Genomic DNA, 18,968 nt, shown 5'->3' with positions numbered 1-18,968 from the left:
ATGGCGCCATGGACCAAGCTGTGGCTGCCTCTCTTCCCCCCACCGTGCTCGACTGGCAGGAGCGCGTTCGATCCGCCCATGCCCACAAGACGCCGCTGCGCATCCGGGGCGGTGGCAGCAAGGATTTTTATGGTGCCCGCCTGGGCGGCGAGGTGTTCGACACCCGCAGCTACAGCGGCATCATCAGCTACGAGCCCAGCGAGCTGGTGGTAACCGTGCGGGCTGGCACGCCGCTGGCGGCGCTGGAGCAGGCCTTGGCCGAATGCGGCCAGTGCCTGGCTTTTGACCCGCCGCATTTTGGCCCGGGTGCCACGGTCGGTGGCATGGTGGCGGCGGGCCTGTCCGGATCCTCACGGGCGGCGGTGGGCGCGGTGCGCGACTACATCCTGGGCCTGGAGCTGATCAATGGCCAGGGCGAGCTGCTGCGCTTTGGCAGCCAGGTGATGAAGAACGTCGCGGGCTATGACGTGTCGCGTTTGATGGCCGGTGCCTGGGGCACCCTGGGCCTGCTGACCGACATCAGCCTCAAGGTGCTGCCGATGCAGCGCGCGCAGGCCACCCTGTACTACGAATGCACGGCGCAGCAGGCGCTGGACAAACTCTCGGCCTGGCGCGCCAAGCCGCTGCCCATCAATGCCAGCCTGTGGCAGCAATCCGGCGAGGGCGAGCAAGGCCATCTGCTGGTGCGGCTGCGCGGTGCCGTGGCCGCTGTGCAATCGGCCTTGGATGGCATGGGCGGCACCATGTTGGACCACGGCCAGGCCGATGCCGCCTGGCTGGCCTGCCGCGAGCAGCAGCTGCCCTGGTTCAGCGACATGGACCCGAGCCATGCACTGTGGCGCCTGTCGCTGCCGGCCACCACGCCGGTGCTGCCCTGCACCGAAGCAGGCCTGCAGCCGCTGATGGAATGGGGCGGCGCACTGCGCTGGGTGCAGGCCCCCATGCAGCATGCCCAGGCCTTGCAGGCGCTGGCCACCAGTGTGGGCGGCAGCGCCGTGTGTTTCCGGCCCGGCCCCCAGGTGGGCCTGGTCGCATCCGATGATTTTGGTTTTACGCCCGCCTCGCCCGCGCTGCGCCAGGTGCAGCAGCGGCTCAAGCAGGCGTTTGACCCCCACGGCATCTTCAATCCCGGCCGCCTGGGCGACTGGGCGTTGAGCTAAGCAGAGCTCAGCTAATCGAGGCACCCCAGCAACATGCAAACCCAATTAGCCCCCGAATTCAAGGACACCCCCGAAGGCCAGGAGGCCGAGGCCATTCTGCGCAAGTGCGTGCATTGCGGCTTTTGCACCGCCACCTGCCCCACCTACCAGCTGCTGGGCGATGAGCTCGACGGCCCGCGCGGCCGTATCTACCTGATCAAGCAGGTGCTCGAAGGCCAGGAGCCCACGCGCAAGACCCAGACCCACCTGGACCGCTGCCTGACCTGCCGCAACTGCGAATCGACCTGCCCCAGCGGCGTGCAGTACGGCAAGCTGCTCGACATTGGCCGCCACATCGTCGACCAGAAGGTGGAGCGCCCGACGGCCGAGCGCCTGCAGCGCTGGGCGCTGCGCAAAGGCATGGTGTCCAAGGCTTTTGGCCCGGCGCTGGCGTTGGGGCGGCTGGCCCGCCCGGTGCTGCCGGCGGCGCTGAAGGCCAAGCTGGCGCGCGTACCACGTGCCGGCAAGTGGCCCACACGCAGCCATGCGCGCAAGGTGCTGATGCTGGCCGGCTGCGTGCAGCCGGTGATGCTGCCCAATATCAATGCGGCCGCTGCGCGGGTGCTCGATGCCGTAGGCATCCAGACCTTGGTTACGCCAGCCGCTGCCTGCTGTGGCGCGGTGCAGCAGCACCTGAGCGACCCGCAGGGCGCGCTGGCGCAGGCGCGGGCCAATATCGACGCCTGGTGGCCCCATGTGGAGAGCCAGCAGGTCGAGGCGATTGTGACCACGGCCTCGGGCTGCGGCGTGATGGTGAAGGACTACGGCCACCTGCTGCGCCATGACCCGGCCTATGCGGCGCGGGCCGCTGCGATTGGCGCGCTGGCGCGTGATTTGTGCGAGCTGCTGCCCGACATGCTGCCCGAGCTGGAGCAGCGCCTGCAGGGCCAGCTGAACCTGCCCGAGGCCCCGCTGGCCTACCACCCGCCCTGCACCTTGCAGCATGGCCAGAAGCTGCGCGGCGGGGTGGAGACCAGTCTGCGCCGCCTGGGTTTTGACATCCGCGTCTCGCGGGTGGAATCGCACCTGTGCTGCGGCTCGGCCGGCACCTATTCCTTGCTGCAACCCGAGATTGCGCACCAGCTGCGCGACCGCAAGATCGGCACCCTGAACCAGGCCTGCAGCGATGCACCGCCTGCCGCGATTCTGTCGGCCAACATTGGCTGCATCTCGCATCTGCAGTCGGGCACCGATGTGCCGGTGCGCCACTGGATCGAAGTGATCGACGACGCGCTGGCGCCCGCCAAGGCCCCGCGCTGAAGCGGCTCAGACGGCCAGTGCCAGCCCGTCCTTGCGGGTGTCGGAGGCGCCGCAAAGCTGGCCATCGGCCAGGCGCCAGATGCACTGCGCGCCACCAAAATCGCTGCGCCCGCCCAGCTCACCTTCGCCAGTCGGCTCGCGGTAGCCCTGGGCCCGCAGCGCGGCGGTAATCGCGGGCGGCATGCCAGCTTCCACCGCCAGCACCCGGCCGCCTTCCAGGCGCCAGCGTGGCTGGTTCATGGCGGGCTGCGGTGCCTCGCCGCCGGCCAGCATGCGGCACAGCAGCTGCACCTGGCCCTGGGGTTGCATCGCGCCGCCCACCACTCCAAACACACCGAGGAATTGGCCATCGCGCGTCGCTGCGCCCGGCACCACCGTGTGGTACGGCCGCTTGCCTGGCGCCGGCCCATTGATATGGCCGGGCTGCGAAAAGCCATGGCCCCGGTTCTGCAGCACAAAGCCGCCTTCTGCCACGCCGATGCCCGAGCCAAAGCGCTTGAACACGCTGCTCATCAGGCTGATGGCCAGGCCATCGCCATCCACCACGGTGGTGCAGACGGTGTTGCCGGCCGGGTCGGCCACGGTCTGCTGGGCATGGGCCATGGCTGCCTCCATCGCCTGCACCAGCGCGACCTGGGTGGCCGCGCTGGCCATGTCGATGGCCTGGTCCTGCATGGCGGCCAGTGCATGCAGCACGGCCACACCATGGGTGTTGGGCGGGCATTCGTAGATGGTGGCGCCGCGAAATGAGGTGCTGACTGGCGTGCAGAAGTTGCCCTGGTGGGCGCTGAAATCTGCAGCGGCCAACACACCACCTGCTGTCTGCACGGCGGCCGCACAGGCGGCAGGGATGGCGCCGGCATAAAAGGCCTGCGGCCCCTGCGCAGCCACCGCTTGCAGCAAGCGGGCGAGGGCCGGGTTGTCAAAGCGCTCGCCCGCACGGGGCGGCGCATCGGCACGGTACAGGGCGGCGCTGGCCGCATTGCGGGAAATCACCGGTTGGAACAGCGCCCACTCGCGCGCAGCCACGGGGGCCACCGCAAAGCCCTGGCTGGCGGCCTGCACGGCGTCATCGAACAGCTGCGCCCAGGGACATTTGCCAAAGCGCTGGTGCAGATCCCACCAGCCTTGCACCACGCCGGGCGTGGTGACGGAGAGCGGATGGCGCTCGGGGATGCGGCGTTGGGGCAGGGCCTCGACCAGGTTGGCCGTCAACGCTTGGGGCGCACGCCCGGTGCCGTTGTAGGCCAGCGGGGCCTGGCCAAGCGGCACCAGCATGGCCAGCAGGTCGCCGCCCACACCGGTGGCCATCGGCTCGACGACGCCCAGCACCGCATCGGCGGCAATCGCAGCATCGACAGCCGAGCCGCCTTGCCGCAGCTGGGCCTGCGCGGCCGCTGCAGCCAGCGGGTGGCCGGTGGCGACCATTGCGCCCTGGCCCAGTACGCCTGCTGCGCCTGGCGCGTCCTGGCGGTGCAGCTGCGCCATCTCAAGCGCCCCAGAGAGCGACAGCGGTGAACACGGCCGCTATCAGACCCAGCACCACCGGTATCAGCAGCGCACGGGCCAGCTCCAGCACATTCACCCGGGCAAAGCCTGCGACTGCGATCAGCGAGGACCAGGCGATCAAGGTGCCGCCACCGGTCCACACCGCGCCCATCTGGCCCAGTGCGGCCAGCGCCGATACATCCATGCCCGAGGCCGGGCCGAGTGCACCGGCGATGGTGCCGGTCAGCGGCAGGCCGGAGAAGCCCGAGCCATCGATGCCGGTGATCATGCCCATGATGAGCACGCCGAATGAGACCAGCAGCTGGCTATCGGGGATCAGGTGCTGGCCGGCTTGCACCAGCTCAAACAGCAGACTGGGGGCTGGCGTACCCGGCGCCATGCCCAGGATGGCCCCGGCTGTCTCTCCCGAGCCAATAAAGAAGAAGCCGGCAATGGGTAGCACCGAGCCCATGGCCTTGAACGCAAACACAAAGCCATCGGTGATGTGGTCGGCCGCGCCATCGAGCATCTTGCGAAAGCCCTGGGCTGCGGTGGTCGCCCAGATCATCAGCAGCGCAGCCACGCCTCCGATCAGCATGGCAGCATCGCCGCCCTTGAGCTCAGGCACCGCTGCAGTGAACTTGGGTGCAACCATCACCAGAATCACCAGCAAAAAGGCCAGCGGGGTGAGCACCGCAAACAGCTTGGAGGCCGAGGCCAGCGGCTGGGTCTTGCGCAGCTCGGCTTCCAGCTCCGAATTGGTGCCCAGGTCGCCCTCATGGGCGGTGCCCTTGGCGATTTCGGCCTTGTCGAACGGGCCTGCACCTTCGATCTGCGCGTCGATGCCGGCGGGGTTGAGCTCCCAGCGCTCCAGCAGTGCGTTGTCGCTGGGCACGATGAGCTTGCGCACCTTGAAGTACGACAGGAACAGCGCGATCATGCCGACCACCCAGGACAGCAGCAAGGCCTTGTCGCCCACCGCCACTGCGCTGATGCCGCCAGCGGCCTTGGCACTGATGCCCGGCGCCACACCAATCACATAGTCCGACGACAGCGCCATGCCCTGGCCGGCAATCGCAATGGCCATCGCCCCTGCGATGGGCGGCAGGCCCGCCGCAATCGCTGCCGGCAGCAGCACCGCTGCCACCAGTGGCACGGCTGGCGTGGGCCAGAAGAACAGCGAGATCAGGTAGGTGACCAGCGCCAGGATGAAATAGGCCACATGGCCGTTTTTCATCACCGCGCGGAAGGGCTTGACCATGCGGATGTCCGAGCCCAGATCCTTGAGCGCGTTGAGCAAGGCCGTCATCAGCGCAATGATCAGAAAGATGTTGAACAGCTCCTTGGCAGCCACCATGCTGGCACTGAATATGCTTCCAATCCCCGTGATGAAGCTGCCGCTCCAGGCGAAGGCCACGACGACGGTAGCCAGTATCGATGGCACCACCACATTGGCGCGGAAGGCCATGGTCAAGATGATGACCAGCACCCCGGCGAGGTAGGCCCAGTGCGCAGGGCCTATAGAGACTGACGGATCCATCGTGGCTACTCCTTGGTATGATTAAACAGCCAATTTGTATACTAAATACAATGAATCAAAAAATCATCAGGGAATACCAGAAATATTGCATTGCAGCATGCAATAAACCAGGGTTAAATCCAGAAAATTGCCTTTTTAGTATACAAAAAGGTGATTTCTGGCCTGAAATGGCAGGCAATGTAGACATTGCAGGTCTGACTGACGTATCCTGCAAAAGCCGTGTCTTGGCTTGAATTACCAAGACACATCAAAGGCTTGGATAGCGCATGGTTATGAATCCAGATCAAGGATATGGATTTGTACACTGGATACACTAGGGTAATTACTAGGTCATCCAGGAGCTACTCCATGAAGAACACCGCTTCCCAAGCCATTGCTGCCCAACACGCCGATCTGTTGGCCCTGCGCGAGCCCCGCCAGGCCTTGCGGCCCGCGTCGCTGGGCTGGCTCTCGGCCATCGAAAATGCCTTTGTGCGCTGGCAGGCCAAGCGCCTCGCTGAGCTGGAGCCGGGCCGTCTCTGGGCGCAGGCGATGCAGGACACGCGCTCGCTGGCGGAAATCCGCCGCATCCAGCGCTGAACGCCGATTTCTGTATACAAGGCACGGCAAAGGCGCTGCAAACCCTTGCTGGGCATGTAAACTGGGCGCGACCCAGGGGGCGCATTGCAGCCGATGCCGCTGCCCGGGGCTTGCAACGTACCGAACGGACCGACTTTCATGCCCATTGCCAACGGAGACAAAAAACCTGGACTCAACCACTCGCCGCTGACCCAGCAGCTGGTGGAGGCCTTGCGCGAGAAGATCATGTCTGGCGAACTCGCCTCGGGGGAGCGGCTGGTGGAGGAGCGTCTGTCCGAGGAGTTTTCGGTCTCGCGCATGCCTGTGCGCGAGGCCCTGCGCCAATTGGCTGCCAGTGGCCTGGTGATCATCGAGCCCCGGCGTGGTGCCTCGGTGGCCAAGTTCCATGGCGATCTGCTGCGCGAGCTGGTGGAGGTGCGCGCCACCTTGGAGGCGCTCAATGCGCGCCTGGCCGCCAAGCGCCATGACCCCGAGCAGATTGCCGCGCTGGAGGCCTTGCTGGCCGAGGGCACCAAGAACGCCCATTCGGGCGATGGCGATGTGCTGGCCGTGCTGAACCAGAAGTTCCACCTGGCGCTGGGCAAGATCGCCGCCAACTCCGTGCTGCAAGAGGTGATGCTGTCCTTGCGCGACCGCACCGAAGTGCTGTTTGCGCCCCGCAGCCAGGCGCGTGCGCCCCAGAACTGGGAAGAGCATGCGGCCATCCTGCGCGCCGTCATCAAGGGCGATCCGGAGCTGGCCGGCTTGCTGGCCGCGCGCCATATCTACAACGCGGCCGGCATCGAGCCCTGAGCTCCGCCGTTACGACTTGCTGGCCAGGTAGTTCTGGTAGGCCAGGCCCGCCAGCGCAATATCCTCCAAACCCACGCCCACGGCCTTGTACAGCCGGATGCCCGGCTGCGCGCTGACGGCATAGCGGCCGCTGACGATATCGCCCAGCTCCACCAGCTTGCCCGCCAGCGACAAGCCCGGGTCCGCCAGCACCAGGTCGCCCGCTTCGCTGGTCGCCTGCTTTTTCCATTCCACCGCAATCAGCTGCGCGCGCGCCAGCAAGGCATCGTCGAGCTCGCGGGTGTGGGGCAGGCTGGAGCCAATGGCTGCGACCAGCGCATGGGGGGCGACATGCTCTCCGTTGAACAGCGGCTCCTTGGCGCGTGAGGCGGTGACGATGATGTCGGCCTCGCCCACGCCCTGGGTGTGCGCCACGCGGCGGATCTGCGCTTCGGGCAAACCGGTCAGCTGCGCCAGGCGTGCTTCCAACCCTTCGGGTGCATAAGGGTCAAACACATCGATGCGCTGCAGCCCGAAGTGCTGCACCATCTGCTGCGCATGGGCCAGGCCTTGTACGCCGGCGCCGCACAGGAACAGATGGCGCGCATGGGCGGGTGCCAGATGCTGGGCCACCAGCACCGTGGTGGCGGCGGTGCGCAGCCGTGTGATGGCATTGGCATCCAAGGTGGCCAGCGGCGCGCCGGTCTCGGTGGAGAACAGCAGGATGACAAAGTTGAACTGGCCGGCAATGGTGGTGTAGACCTTGGCGCCGGTGACGCCTTGCGCGGGGATGACAGCCCCCAGGGTGGAGAGCTTGACGCCCCCGGCATCGGTGCGCTTGCGCGCTTGCATGGCCGCCTCGCCCGCGCCAAAGGCGGCAAAGGCGCTGTGCATGGCCTGCAGGGCTTGGTCGGTGGACACCAGGGTGTCCACCATGGCATCGGTGATGTGCAGCATGGTGTGTGGTGGAGTGGGGTGGAAATCAGAGCCAGACGCGCAGCAGGATGATGCAGGCGCTGACGGCGGCGGTGCCCAGCAGCCAGCGGCGGATGGTGGCCTTGGAGATATGGCGGGCCAGGCGGTTGGAAGCCAGAAAGCCGCCCAGCATCCAAGGCAGCAGCACCAGGCTGAGCAGCCATTGGCCGCTGCCCATGCGGCCCACCCAGGCAAGCGCTGTGAGCGAGACGATGGTGCCGGCAAAAAAGACCACGCCCAGGGTGGAGCGCATCGTCGCCGGCGCCAGGTGCTGCATCGCAATCGCAAACGGCGGGCCGCCCGCGGCGGTGATGGTGCCCATGATGCCGCTGGCCACACCGGCAATCGACAGGTTGGTGGTGCTGGGCTGAACGCGCCAGCCCATGGTGCTGAGGCTGACGGCGGCCAGGATCAGCACGGCAAACAGAATGGACAGCGCATGGGCGCTGAACAGCACCAGCAGCCCGGCGGCGGCGCACGTGCCGATGACCCGGCCCACCAAGGTGGCGGCAGCGACCTGGCGGTTGAGGGCCTCGCGCTCACGCAGATACGCCAGCAAGGCCAGCGGTGCACCCACGGCCAGCAAGGGGCCGGGCACCAGTTCGGGGAAGAAGATCGCCGCTAACGGCGCGCAGAACATCGCATAGCCCAGGCCGCCCACGCCCTGCATGGCGGCACCGGCGAGCACCATCAGCCCCATGGCCAGGTAGCGGCCCCAGGAGAGGTGCTCGGCCATCGCTGCCCAGGCGCTCATGGCCGGGGCACCCAGCTGACCTTGATGTCGCCGTTGACAAAGGTCTGGCAGGCCAGGCGGTGGCCGGCGGCAAACTCTTCATCGCTGAAATGCTTGCGCTCCTTGGCCTTGATCGCATCGGTGTGGGCCAGGCCTTCTTCAATGCGGCATTTGCAGGTGCCGCACAGGCCGCCGCCGCATTTGAAAGGGATGCCGCCTTTCTCGCGCAGCGATACGCGCAGCAGGTTGCTGTTTTCCGGGGCTTCGACGGTTTTGTTGTCGTTGCTGACAAAGGTGATGGTGGGCATACGGGGCAATCAGGCGGCAGAAGGGGCGGGGAGGGGTGCTGCTGTCAGGGTGGCATCAAGCGCGCCGAACTGGCACAGGTGCTGCAGCTCCTGGCGGGCTTGCTCCAGCGAATCAAAGCGCTCCAGAAACTTGGACGGCACCCGGTTGGTGGTGCCGCCAGGGCCTTCTTCGATCACCTGCACCTTGGTTTCGCGCAGCAGCTCGCCCACGGCAAAGTGGGCCAGCAGGCGGCCGCAGAAGTGGTAGTCCCAGGCTTCGCACAGCGCAATGTCGGCATTGGGCTGGGTGCGGTACTGGCCGGGCTTGCTGGTCAAGATCACAAACATGGGCATTCCTCAGACTGCGGGGGTGGCTGGCGCCGTGCCTGCGGCTTGGGTGGCGCTGGCGGGGCTGGCCGGCAGCGGTACTTGTTCCAGCTCCAGGTCGTGCTCGGGCCAGAGCTGGCAGACCAGGCGAAAGCCCTCGTCCAGATGCGCGCCCAACTGCTTCTTTTCTTTCCAGTTCGGCGCCGGCAGGTGCTCAGCCCCCGCCAGCACCTTGCAGGCGCAGGTGGCGCATTTGCCCATGCCGCACTGGTAGGCCAGGTGGGGAAAGGGGAACTGCTTGATCCCCGCGCGTACCACCAGGTTGGCGCCGCTCTTGACCTCGCCTTGGAAGGTCTGGCCGTTCTTGTGAAAGGTGATCTGGGGCATGGCATCCTCCGCATTGCAATTACGTATACTGTATACAAACAGATGTTGTGGATGTATTAGGGATAACGTGATGCAGGGGGATTTTGGGTTGGGTTGTGGCACTGGGAAATACAGAATTATCAAGGCCTTGTTACTGTGAAATAGCGATGCTGTCTTATGGGTGTCGGTGCAGATAGGGGTAAGCACTGAGGGTGGAGGTGGTGCGAAAACATTGACCATGTTTTCTGTATACAGTATTCTAACTCCGTCGCTTGGATCGGTTTGACTTGGCGACACCCCAACATTTCAGAGGAACCCGCCATGACCCAAACACTGATGAACCGCGACGAATTTCGCGCTGCGCTTGAGAATGCGATCAAGGGCAAAAGCGCCAACAAGGCCCCTTTCAGCGTGGCCTGGGCCACCGGCCGCCTGAGCCGTGAGCACCTGGCGCGCTGGGCCGAGAACCACTACCACTATGTGGGCCCGTTTGCCGACTACCTGGCCTATCTGTACGCCCGCACGCCAGACCATATGACGGAGGCCAAGGACTTCCTGCTGGCCAATATGTATGAGGAAGAGATTGGTGGCGACCGCCACACCGATCTGCTGATCCGCTTTGCCGAGGCCTGCGGCACGACGCGTGAGCGCGTGGTCGACCCTAACAACATGTCGCCCACCACGCGTGGCCTGCAGGCCTGGTGCTATTCGATTGCGATGCGCGAAGACCCGGTGGTCGCGGTGGCTGGCCTGGTCGTGGGCCTGGAGTCACAGGTGCCGTCGATCTACCGCAAGCAGACGCCCACCTTGCGTGACAAGTACGGCTTCACCGATGAAGAGGTCGAGTTCTTTGACCTGCACATCGTCTCTGACGAAATCCATGGCGAGCGCGGCTACCAGATCGTGCTGGAGCATGCCAACACGCCCGAGCTGCAAGCCAAGTGCCTGCGCATCTGCGAGATCGGTGCCCAGATGCGCCTGCTCTACACCACGGCGCTCTACCACGACTACGTGGCCAAGGACCTGCAGATCTCGCAGGAAGAGCTGCTGGCCGCCTGAGCCTTGCTGCACCCCCTTGCCCCGCGCAGCGGCGCGCCCCTGACGGCCGCCGCTGTGACCGACCCCTCACCTCTCCAAGACCTCTCCACCATGGCTGACACCGTGCAAACGTTTCTGAACTATATCGACGGCGCCTGGGTGCCCTGCCTGCTGGGCAGCACCTTTGACAACCTCAACCCCGCCGATACCCGCGATGTGGTGGGGCGTTTTCAGGCATCGGGCCCGGCTGACGCCGAGGCGGCCGTGCAGGCGGCGCAAAAAGCCTTTGATGGCTGGCGCAAGCTGGCCATTGGCAAGCGCGCCAAGATCCTCAACGATGCGGCCAGCTACCTGGAACAGAACGTGGAGCAGTTTGCGCAGGAGCTGACCCGTGAGGAGGGCAAGCAGCTGAGCCAGGCGCGCGACGAGTTTCTGCGCAGCGCGCAAACCTTTCGTTTTTATGCCACCGAAGGCCAGACCTTGGGCGGCGAGACCTACCCACAGGACGATGCCAACCTGCATGTGTTCAGCCACCGTGAGCCGCTGGGTGTGGTGACGGTGATCTCACCCTGGAACTTTCCCGCCTCCATCCCGGCGCGCAAGCTGGCGCCTGCGCTGATCACCGGCAACACGGTGGTGTTCAAGCCCTCGTCGGATGCGCCGCTGTCGGGCCTGCGCCTGGTCGAGGCGCTGGAGAAGGCGGGCGTGCCCGCAGGCGTGGTCAACTGCGTCACCGGCCGCGCGGGCGAGGTGGGGCCGGTGATCACCAATTCGCAGGCCATCCGCGCGATCTCGTTCACCGGCTCGACGACGGCCGGCACCCAGATCCACCGCACCGTGCACCTCTCCACCCGCTTGCAGATGGAGCTGGGCGGCAAGAACCCGCTGATCGTGATGGAGGACGCCGACCTCAACCTGGCGGTGGACTTGGCGATCAAGGGCGGCTTCTCGCTGACCGGCCAGGCCTGCACGGGCACCAGCCGCATCCTGGTGGTGCCCAGCGTGAAGGCGGCCTTTACCGACAAGCTGCTGACGCGCGTGTCCCAGCTCAAGATCGGCAACGGCATGGCCCCGGGCATGGACCTGGGCCCCTTGGCGACGGAAAAGCAGCTGCAGACCGTGCAGCGCTACATCGACATCGGCAAGAGCGAGGCGCGCTGGCTGTGCGGTGGCGAGCGGCTGACCGGTGGCGAGTTCGACCATGGCTACTACCTGTCGCCCGCAGTCTTTACCGATGTGAAGAACAGCATGCGCATCGCGCAGGAAGAGATCTTCGGCCCGGTGCTGGCGATCATCGAGGTGGCCGATTTTGACGACGCGCTGCGCCAGGCCAACGACTCGCAGTACGGGCTGTCTGCCAGCATCGTCACGATGAACCCGCGCTACATGCATGTGTTCACCAACGAGATCCAGGCGGGCACCGTCAAGATCAACCGCACGACCACCGGCAACCTGGTCAACGCCCCCTTTGGCGGGCTGAAGAACTCCAGCACCTCCACCTTCCGCGAATCGGGCCGCGCCGGCCTGGAATTTTTTACCCAGATCAAGACCGTCTACCGCGGTATCTGACCCCTGACAGCAAGAGGAAACACGATGAAAAGCGCACTGAAACTGGAACTGGCGGAAGCCCGTGTGATGTCCCTGGCCGCGCTGGCCAAGGCCAAGGAAATTGGCGTGACCGAGACGGTCTGCATCACCGACGAAGGCGGCTTTCCGCTGGTGCTCGAACGCATGGATGGCGCCCGCGTCACCGGCCCGCAGATCGCCTGGAACAAGGCCTTCACGGCCGCAGGGCACAAGCGCTCCACGCACCTGTTCAACACCTTGCCCAATGGGCCGGCGCTGCCGGGCAACGAGGCCTTTGGCATCCAGTGGAGCTTTGAGGGCAAGTTTGCGGTCTTCGTGGGTGGCTACCCCATCGTCGTCAACGGCGAGGTGATTGGCGGCGTGGGCCTGTCGGGCGGCAATGGCGAGCAGGACACCGCCTGTGGCGTGGCCGCCTTGCAAGCCTTGAAAGACCACCTGGGCGCCGCAGCCGATGTGCTGGTGCAGGCCGACATCAAGAAATAAGCGCCAGGGACAACCGAGCTGAGGTCTGCGATGAACTACCGCGTACAGTGGCTGCAGACGCAGCAATCGTTTGACGTGGGTGCCGATGAATCGGTGCTCGACGCCGCCACCCGCCAGGGCGTGGCGCTGCCCCATGACTGCACTTTCGGCGGCTGCGGCACCTGCCGCATGAAGGTGGAAGCGGGCGCGTTTGCCTATGCCGATGGCGAGCTGCCGCTGGCCATGAGCGAGGAAGAACATGCCCAGGGCTATGCGCTGGCCTGCCAGGCCCGGGCGCAGTCGGATCTGGTCATCAGCATCGCGACGGGGCCGGACAGCTCCGCAGCCACCCGGGTGCAGGCCACTGTGGCCGAGCTGCGCATGCACACGCCCGATATCTACCACCTGGCGCTGGACCTGCCCGAGGACCACGGCCTGCGCTATGTGCCTGGCCAGTACCTGAACATCTGCCTGCCCGGCGGCGAGCACCGCAGCTTCTCGATGGCCACGCCGCCGCAGGGCCGGCGCATCAGCCTGCAGATCCGCAAGATTGCCGGCGGGCGCTTTACCGATGGCCTGCTGGCGACGATGGCGGTAGGCGATGTGCTGGATGTGGAGCTGCCCCATGGCAGCTTTTACTACCGCGCGCAGGACTACCAGCCGATGGTGTTTGCCGCCACCGGCACCGGCTTTGCGCCGATCAAGGCGATCCTGGAATCGCTGCTGGGCGATGCGGATTGCCCGCCGATCCATTTCTACTGGGGCATGCGCAGCGAGGCAGATCTGTACCTGCTCGACGAGATCGCGGCCTGGGCCGGGCAGTTGTATGAATTCACGTTTGTGCCGGTGCTCTCGCGCCCGTCCGATAGCTGGACCGGCCGGCGCGGCTATGTGCAGGACGCCATTGCCGAGGACTTCGAGGACCTGTCCGAGCATTCGATCTATCTGTGTGGCTCGCCCCATATGATTGCCGATGCCAAGGCGCTGATGGCCCTGTCGGGGGCGGCGCTGGACAAGATCTACAGCGACAGCTTCATCTTCCAGAACGAAGCGGCCGCTGTGGCCGAACTGAGCGAGCAACACTAAGCCGAGCTAAGGAACAACACCATGGATCTGGGATTGACGGGCAAGGCAGCGCTGGTCTGGGGCGGCAGCAAGGGCATGGGCTATGCAGCGGCGCGCCAGCTGGCGCTGGAAGGGGTGGACGTGGTGATCGCCGCGCGCACCGAAAGCAGCTTGCAGGCGGCGGCGCAGGCCTTGTCGGCCGAGTGTGGCCGCCCGGTGCGCTATGTGGTGGCTGACATCACCAAGAAGGCGGGCCGCGAAGCCGCGCTGGCTGCCTGCCCGCAGCCGGACATTCTGGTCAACAACTCCGACGGCTACCCGCCGGGTGACTTCCGAGACTGGAGCGACGAGACCTGGCACGAGGCGCTGGACATGATGATGGTCGGCCCCATCGACATGATGCGCCGCGTGGTCGATGGCATGCAGCAGCGCGGCTACGGGCGCATCATCAATATCGTCTCGCGCAGCGTCAAGGCGGCGCATGCCGAGCTGGGGCTGTCCAATGGCGCGCGCTCGGGCCTGGTCGGCTTTGTGGCTGGGCTGGCGCGCCAGACGGTGCGCCACAACGTCACCATCAACAATGTGCTGCCCGGCGCGTTCGACACCGATGCACAGGCCCGCCACATCGACAAGCTCGCCCAGCAAAGCGGGCGCTCGCCGGCCCAGGTGCGCCAAAGCCGCGAGGCCGCCAACCCCGCCGGCCGCTTTGGCCGGCCCCAGGAGGTGGGCGCACTCATCGCCTACCTGGCGTCGCAGCACACCGGCTATGTAACCGGGCAGAGCTGGCTGATCGACGGCGGCGAGTACCCGGGCACCTATTGATCACCTATGGAGGACCGCTTGCAGCGCGCGCAGGTTTTGCATGGCCTGGATGGGCACAAAACCTGCGCCGCCGCCTGCGCCTGAAAGCCCACGCAAGGTGTGCAGCTGCTTACTTGGTGATGGGCTTGATTCGTTATACTTGCAGTCTTGCCTTGGGTGATCCAGGGCGTTTTGCTTTTTACCGGTGCAGCTGCTGATGGCGGGTCTGCACTTTTTTCTGCGCCAGCCTCTGTTTATGACCGAACCGACCCTCCCCACCTCTTCTGATGCTTCCGCACCGGCACCAGCTGCGGCAGCGCCCGCAGCGGGCGGTGATACGCGTCGCCAGCCCAAGCAAGAGCGCCGCGAGCGCCCTGCAGGCCAAGCGCCGGTGCTGAACTCGGCCATGGCCGATGCGTTGCGCGCGGCCACCAAGGGCCATGCGCTGGAAGTGGCAGCTGCGCCTGCCCCGGTCGAGGCCGACGCCGCGCCGGTGCAACGCCAGGCACGCAGCGAGCGCCCCGCCCGCAGCGGCCAGACCCCCCGCCGCAGCAACAAGCCCGGCAACGGCGCACGCCGCGAAGGCCAGGGTGCTGGCGGCCGTGGCCCGCGCCGTGACGGTGGCCAGGCCACCCCTGCAGCGCCCAAGGCGCCTCCGCGTCCCCGCCACCCGGTGGTGGAAAAGCTCGCAGGTTTGTACCCCGCTCTGTTTGGCGACCAGCCGCTGCCGCTCAAGCGCGGTGTGTTCCAGGACCTGATGGCCGCCCACCCCGACGCGTTCGAGAAGGGCGAGCTGAAGGTGGCCCTGGGCCTGCATACCCGCTCGACCCGCTACCTGAACGCCGTGGCAATGGGCCAGCCCCGCCATGACCTGCAGGGCCAGGTGGTCGAGGCGATGGCGCCTGAGCATGTGTTCCATGCGCTGGTGGAGTCCTTCCGCCGCCGCAAGCCGCGCGACGGCGAAGACCTGCAGCTCAAGCTGCGCCGCCGCATCGGCATGGCCTATATTGCATCGGACCTGAGCCGCGACGACTTCCTGGCCAAGGTCCAGGTCAAGGATGAAGCAACCCAGGCGATGCTCGCTGCTGCCATGCAGGAAGTGGCCGAGTTCGACGCCAAGGCCGAGGCTCTGGCGACCGCCCATGCCGCCAGCGGCAAGAGCGTGGCCGAGTTTGCCGACATGTACGGCATGCACCCCGCTGCGGTCGAGCGCCACCTGCACCGCGCCGCCCAGGCCAAGGCGATTGCTGCACGCCCTGCCGCTGCCCCTGCGGCCCCCGAAGCGGCGGACGAGGACGAGGTGGCCGAGCCGGCCGCCGCCAAGGCCGACGACAGCGCTGCTGCTGAATAAACCCGGCCTTCGCCCAGTAAAAAGCTGCCCGCGCTCTAAAAGCGTGGACAGCTTTTTTTATGCCCTGGCTTGATCGCCGATCAGCCGCTGCTTACACTGACTGTCTGAGACCTGGCAAGGAGACCGCCATGAAGCCCGATACCACCACAAGCACCACCAAGCGCCGCTGGCTGCGCAAGTTCTGGGGCGCGGTCTGTGTGATTGCGGGCCTGGCCAGCATTGCCGCCGGGCTGGAGACGGCGCTGATGGACTGAGCGCCGTTTGGTATTTAAGAAGCAGCCAAGGCCTTTTCAATAGCCGCTGCCAGCTTGGCGGGTTTGGTCATCGGTGCAAAGCGCTGCACCGTGCGGCCATCGCGCGCCACCAAAAACTTGGTGAAGTTCCACAGAATCCGCCCACCCAGGATGCCCGGCGCCTGCGCCTTGAGCCAGGCAAACAAGGGGTCGGTGTGCGGGCCGTTCACTTCCACCTTGGCCAGGCTGGGAAAGCTGGTCTGGTAGTTCAGCTCGCAAAACTGCGCAATCTCGGCATTGCTGCCCGATGCCTGCGCACCAAACTGGTTGCACGGCACCCCCAGCACCTGCAGGCCCTGGGCGCCGTATTGCTGCTGCAAGGCCTCCAGCCCCTTGAGCTGCGGTGTGAAACCGCAGGCCGTGGCCGTGTTGACCACCAGCACCACCTGGCCGGCATAGCGCGACAGCGGCAGCGGCTGGGCGCTGGCATCGTGGAGAACAAAGTCCTGGATCGTGTGCGGGGTTGCGGGCATGGTGGCTATCTTAGTCGCTAACCCACCGTCATACCATTCAGGGCAGTCGCGACTCCAGCGCCGCGATCAGCGAGGCCGACAGCACCAGCGCGCCGCCCAGCAGCAGGCGGCCCGAGAGCACCGTGCCCTCGATCAGCACATTGGACGCGCTGGCAAACACCACCTCGGACAGCATCACCACTGCAGCGGTGGTGGCGGCCAGGCGCGAGGCTCCGTATTGCAAGGTCCAGTTGCTCAGCATGATCAGCACGGCGACGACCAGCACCATCAGCGGCCAGCCCCAGGCGATATCGGGAATGGCCGGCATGCGGCCCAGGTAGATGCCCAGCACCGACATGGCACCGGCGGCGACCAGGCCGCCAAAGAACATGGCCAGCATGCGCGCCTCACCCGGCACGCGGTACTGGCTGCGCAACACCACATTGGTGCCGGCAAAGGTGAAGCCGCCGACAATCGCCAGCGCATCGGGCAGCGAGAGATTGGCCGTCAGGCTCTGCCAGGTGGCGCCGGCCGGAATCATCACGATCAGCACGCCGCTGAAGGCCAGCACCAGGCGCAGTATCGAATACTTGTTGGGCTTTTCACCCAGAAAGTACCAGGCCAGCAGCACCGACCAGGCGGGCATCAGATAGAACAGCAGCACGACGCGCACCACATCGCCAGTGGTGGCAGCCCAGTTGAACAACACATTCGTGCTGCCCGAGGTAAAGGCCAGCAGCAGCAACAGCGGATGGCGCCGGGCAATGGCCGCCGCCGCCGGCTTGACCAGCAGCAGTCCGCAAAACAGGATCAGGTAGACCAGGGCCGTGCCCAGCACCGGATGCACCCCCAGGGCCTGCAACTGGCGGAACGGCCACCAGATCGTGCCCCAGATCAGGGCGTTGGTCATCAGGGCTAAAAAGGGCAGCGCGGTGAGCATGGGGCGAGGGGACGCAGCGCCTGTTGTCTGCAGGCGCTGTCAGTTTTCTAGTTTTGGGTGGTGCAGAAAGGGCGGCTGGGCTTGGCGCTGGGCCCACCGCCTGGGGCCATCAGTGGTGGTGGTCGTGGCGGGCAATGTCCAGCAGCCGTTGGACTTCCTGCGGATGCTGTTTGCAATTATGCCGGTGCCACAGCAGGATGCACCACATGATGCCGGCCACCAGCAGGCCAAAGCAGGTAATGGCGCCATAGGCCGACATGCCAAAGCGGGTGAACATGCTGTAGACGACGCCCAGGCCCAGGATGCAGGCCTGCTCGTTGAAGTTCTGCACGGCAATCGAGCGGCCCGAACCCATCAGGTTGTGGCCCCGGTGCTGCAGCAAGGCATTCATCGGCACCACCAGAAAGCCGCCCAGGCCCCCTAGCACGACCAGAAAAGGCACCGCCAGCCAGATGCTGTGGATAAAGTTCATGCACACCACCAAGAGGCCCATCGCAATGCCCAGCGGGATCACGCGCGTGGCGCCATCGAGCTTCATGCGCATCGAGGCCAGAATGGCGCCGACTGCCGTGCCGATGGCAACCACGCCAACCAGCGCCGAAGCCTTGGTGGTGCTGTAGCCCAGCGCCACCGCGCTCCAGGCCAGCACGATGTAGCGCAGATTGCCCGAGACACCCCAGAACAGGGTGGTGGTCGACAGCGAGATCTGGCCGAGCTTGTCGCGCCACAGGCGGCTGTTGCAGCGCCAGAAGTCGGGCAGCAGGTCCATCACATTGGAGAACATGCTGCGGTCCATGTCCTGGCGCAGCGGCACCAGCTGGGTATTGGTGCGCGGGATGCGGGTGTTGAACCAGGCAGCGCCGGCATACAGCAGGCCGATCACGCAGATCGCCGCTTCGGACGGGGTGTCGATGGGGGTGTCGATCAGCGGCAGATCAAAGGACAGCAGCCAGCCCGAGACCTGGGGACCCACCAGCTGGCCGCCCAGCAGCACGCCCAGAATGATCGAGGTAATCGTCAGCCCCTCGATCCAGCCATTGGCCCGCACCAGCTGGCTGGCTGGCAGCAGCTCGGTGAGGATGCCGTACTTGGCCGGTGAATAGGCCGCTGCGCCCAGGCCGACGACGGCATAGGCGAGCAATGGATGGTGGCCAAACAGCATCAGCAGGCAGCCGACGACCTTGATGGCATTGCTGATGAACATCACCTGCCCCTTGGGGTAGGCATCGGCAAATGCACCCACAAACGGTGCCAGGATCACGTAGAACAGCGCGAACATGGGCACCAGGGCGGCACGCTGCCACTCGGCGGCCCCTGCGCTGATCAGCAGATCGACGGCAACGACAAACAGGGCGTTGTCGGCCAGCGAGCTGAAAAACTGCGCCGACATGATGGTGTAGAAACCGCGCTTCATTCGTTGGAGAGGCTAATAAGGGATGCTAATGGCGCGAGAA

21 protein-coding genes are annotated in these 18,968 nt (G+C 65.7%); 11 read left to right on the top strand and 10 right to left on the bottom strand.

Going from position 1 to position 18,968, the window contains the following annotated elements:
• Positions 1-8: 8 nt before the first annotated feature.
• On the top strand, positions 9-1,160 hold the full coding sequence (glcE, locus tag LPW39_RS08610) for a glycolate oxidase subunit GlcE (RefSeq protein WP_407928816.1): 1,152 nt from the start codon (positions 9-11) through the stop codon (positions 1,158-1,160).
• A 33-nt stretch (positions 1,161-1,193) separates the two neighbouring features.
• The gene (gene glcF, locus LPW39_RS08605) at positions 1,194-2,459 is read left to right on the top strand and encodes a glycolate oxidase subunit GlcF (protein WP_230773514.1); all 1,266 of its coding nucleotides are present in this window, start codon (positions 1,194-1,196) and stop codon (positions 2,457-2,459) included.
• 6 nt (positions 2,460-2,465) lie between these two features.
• On the opposite strand, the gene LPW39_RS08600 is transcribed toward glcF, so the two are convergent.
• The gene (locus LPW39_RS08600) at positions 2,466-3,947 is read right to left on the bottom strand and encodes a gamma-glutamyltransferase family protein (protein WP_230773512.1); all 1,482 of its coding nucleotides are present in this window, start codon (positions 3,945-3,947) and stop codon (positions 2,466-2,468) included.
• Position 3,948: 1 nt separating this feature from the next.
• Complete coding sequence (locus LPW39_RS08595) at positions 3,949-5,487, bottom strand: hypothetical protein (RefSeq protein ID WP_230773509.1); 1,539 nt, start codon at positions 5,485-5,487, stop codon at positions 3,949-3,951.
• Positions 5,488-5,835: 348 nt separating this feature from the next.
• Here LPW39_RS08595 and LPW39_RS08590 point away from each other — a divergent pair, with 348 nt between their 5' ends.
• The gene (locus LPW39_RS08590; RefSeq protein WP_230773507.1) at positions 5,836-6,066 is read left to right on the top strand and encodes a hypothetical protein; all 231 of its coding nucleotides are present in this window, start codon (positions 5,836-5,838) and stop codon (positions 6,064-6,066) included.
• Positions 6,067-6,204: 138 nt separating this feature from the next.
• Entirely contained in the window at positions 6,205-6,858 is a 654-nt protein-coding gene (locus LPW39_RS08585) for a GntR family transcriptional regulator (protein ID WP_021024713.1), read from the top strand.
• Positions 6,859-6,867: 9 nt separating this feature from the next.
• On the opposite strand, the gene LPW39_RS08580 is transcribed toward LPW39_RS08585, so the two are convergent.
• Genes LPW39_RS08580 through LPW39_RS08560 form a run of 5 tightly spaced genes read right to left on the bottom strand, consistent with a single transcriptional unit; the run spans position 6,868 to position 9,546 of the window.
• A complete protein-coding gene (locus LPW39_RS08580; RefSeq protein ID WP_230773505.1) occupies positions 6,868-7,794 on the bottom strand; it encodes an ornithine cyclodeaminase family protein in 927 nt (308 codons plus the stop codon).
• Between the two features lie 25 nt (positions 7,795-7,819).
• Positions 7,820-8,566 carry a sulfite exporter TauE/SafE family protein gene (locus LPW39_RS08575; protein WP_230773504.1) on the bottom strand — a complete coding sequence of 249 codons (747 nt, stop codon included), beginning with the start codon at positions 8,564-8,566 and terminating at the stop codon, positions 7,820-7,822.
• Positions 8,563-8,853, bottom strand: a complete 291-nt coding sequence (locus LPW39_RS08570; protein ID WP_021024716.1) for a 2Fe-2S iron-sulfur cluster-binding protein — start codon at positions 8,851-8,853, stop codon at positions 8,563-8,565. Before LPW39_RS08570 ends, LPW39_RS08575 begins: the two co-directional genes overlap by 4 nt.
• Before the next feature lie 9 nt (positions 8,854-8,862).
• Positions 8,863-9,180, bottom strand: a complete 318-nt coding sequence (locus LPW39_RS08565; protein WP_133857531.1) for a ferredoxin — start codon at positions 9,178-9,180, stop codon at positions 8,863-8,865.
• A 9-nt stretch (positions 9,181-9,189) separates the two neighbouring features.
• The gene (locus LPW39_RS08560; protein ID WP_230773502.1) at positions 9,190-9,546 is read right to left on the bottom strand and encodes a 2Fe-2S iron-sulfur cluster-binding protein; all 357 of its coding nucleotides are present in this window, start codon (positions 9,544-9,546) and stop codon (positions 9,190-9,192) included.
• 300 nt (positions 9,547-9,846) lie between these two features.
• Here LPW39_RS08560 and LPW39_RS08555 point away from each other — a divergent pair, with 300 nt between their 5' ends.
• From LPW39_RS08555 to LPW39_RS23435, 7 genes are all read left to right on the top strand, one after another.
• A complete protein-coding gene (locus LPW39_RS08555) occupies positions 9,847-10,584 on the top strand; it encodes a TenA family transcriptional regulator (RefSeq protein WP_230773500.1) in 738 nt (245 codons plus the stop codon).
• A gap of 90 nt (positions 10,585-10,674) precedes the next feature.
• Positions 10,675-12,132 (top strand): aldehyde dehydrogenase family protein, encoded by a 1,458-nt coding sequence (locus tag LPW39_RS08550; RefSeq protein WP_230773498.1) that lies wholly within the window; start codon positions 10,675-10,677, stop codon positions 12,130-12,132.
• A gap of 24 nt (positions 12,133-12,156) precedes the next feature.
• Positions 12,157-12,633, top strand: a complete 477-nt coding sequence (locus LPW39_RS08545) for a GlcG/HbpS family heme-binding protein (protein WP_133857535.1) — start codon at positions 12,157-12,159, stop codon at positions 12,631-12,633.
• Positions 12,634-12,663: 30 nt separating this feature from the next.
• Positions 12,664-13,698, top strand: coding sequence for a 2Fe-2S iron-sulfur cluster-binding protein (locus tag LPW39_RS08540; RefSeq protein ID WP_230773496.1), 1,035 nt, complete (start codon positions 12,664-12,666; stop codon positions 13,696-13,698).
• A 21-nt stretch (positions 13,699-13,719) separates the two neighbouring features.
• Positions 13,720-14,499 carry an SDR family oxidoreductase gene (locus LPW39_RS08535; protein WP_230773495.1) on the top strand — a complete coding sequence of 260 codons (780 nt, stop codon included), beginning with the start codon at positions 13,720-13,722 and terminating at the stop codon, positions 14,497-14,499.
• 235 nt (positions 14,500-14,734) lie between these two features.
• Positions 14,735-15,829, top strand: a complete 1,095-nt coding sequence (locus LPW39_RS08530) for a ProQ/FINO family protein (protein ID WP_330166599.1) — start codon at positions 14,735-14,737, stop codon at positions 15,827-15,829.
• Between the two features lie 128 nt (positions 15,830-15,957).
• Positions 15,958-16,083: a hypothetical protein gene (locus tag LPW39_RS23435; RefSeq protein WP_269075791.1), complete on the top strand. Its 126-nt coding sequence runs from the start codon at positions 15,958-15,960 to the stop codon at positions 16,081-16,083.
• Between the two features lie 14 nt (positions 16,084-16,097).
• Here LPW39_RS23435 and LPW39_RS08525 read toward each other — a convergent pair whose 3' ends face one another.
• The 3 genes from LPW39_RS08525 to lplT all read right to left on the bottom strand — a co-directional run bounded on the left by LPW39_RS08525 (position 16,098) and on the right by lplT (position 18,928).
• Positions 16,098-16,595, bottom strand: coding sequence for a glutathione peroxidase (locus LPW39_RS08525; protein ID WP_230773494.1), 498 nt, complete (start codon positions 16,593-16,595; stop codon positions 16,098-16,100).
• A 37-nt stretch (positions 16,596-16,632) separates the two neighbouring features.
• Positions 16,633-17,484, bottom strand: a complete 852-nt coding sequence (locus LPW39_RS08520) for a DMT family transporter (protein ID WP_330166598.1) — start codon at positions 17,482-17,484, stop codon at positions 16,633-16,635.
• A gap of 139 nt (positions 17,485-17,623) precedes the next feature.
• A complete protein-coding gene (lplT, locus tag LPW39_RS08515) occupies positions 17,624-18,928 on the bottom strand; it encodes a lysophospholipid transporter LplT (RefSeq protein ID WP_230773492.1) in 1,305 nt (434 codons plus the stop codon).
• Positions 18,929-18,968 lie beyond the last annotated feature (40 nt).

Source organism: Comamonas koreensis (assembly GCF_021026195.1).
Lineage (GTDB): Bacteria > Pseudomonadota > Gammaproteobacteria > Burkholderiales > Burkholderiaceae_C > Comamonas > Comamonas koreensis.
The sequence above is the reverse complement of the archived record's forward strand: the minus strand, read 5'-3'. Positions and strand labels throughout refer to the sequence as shown.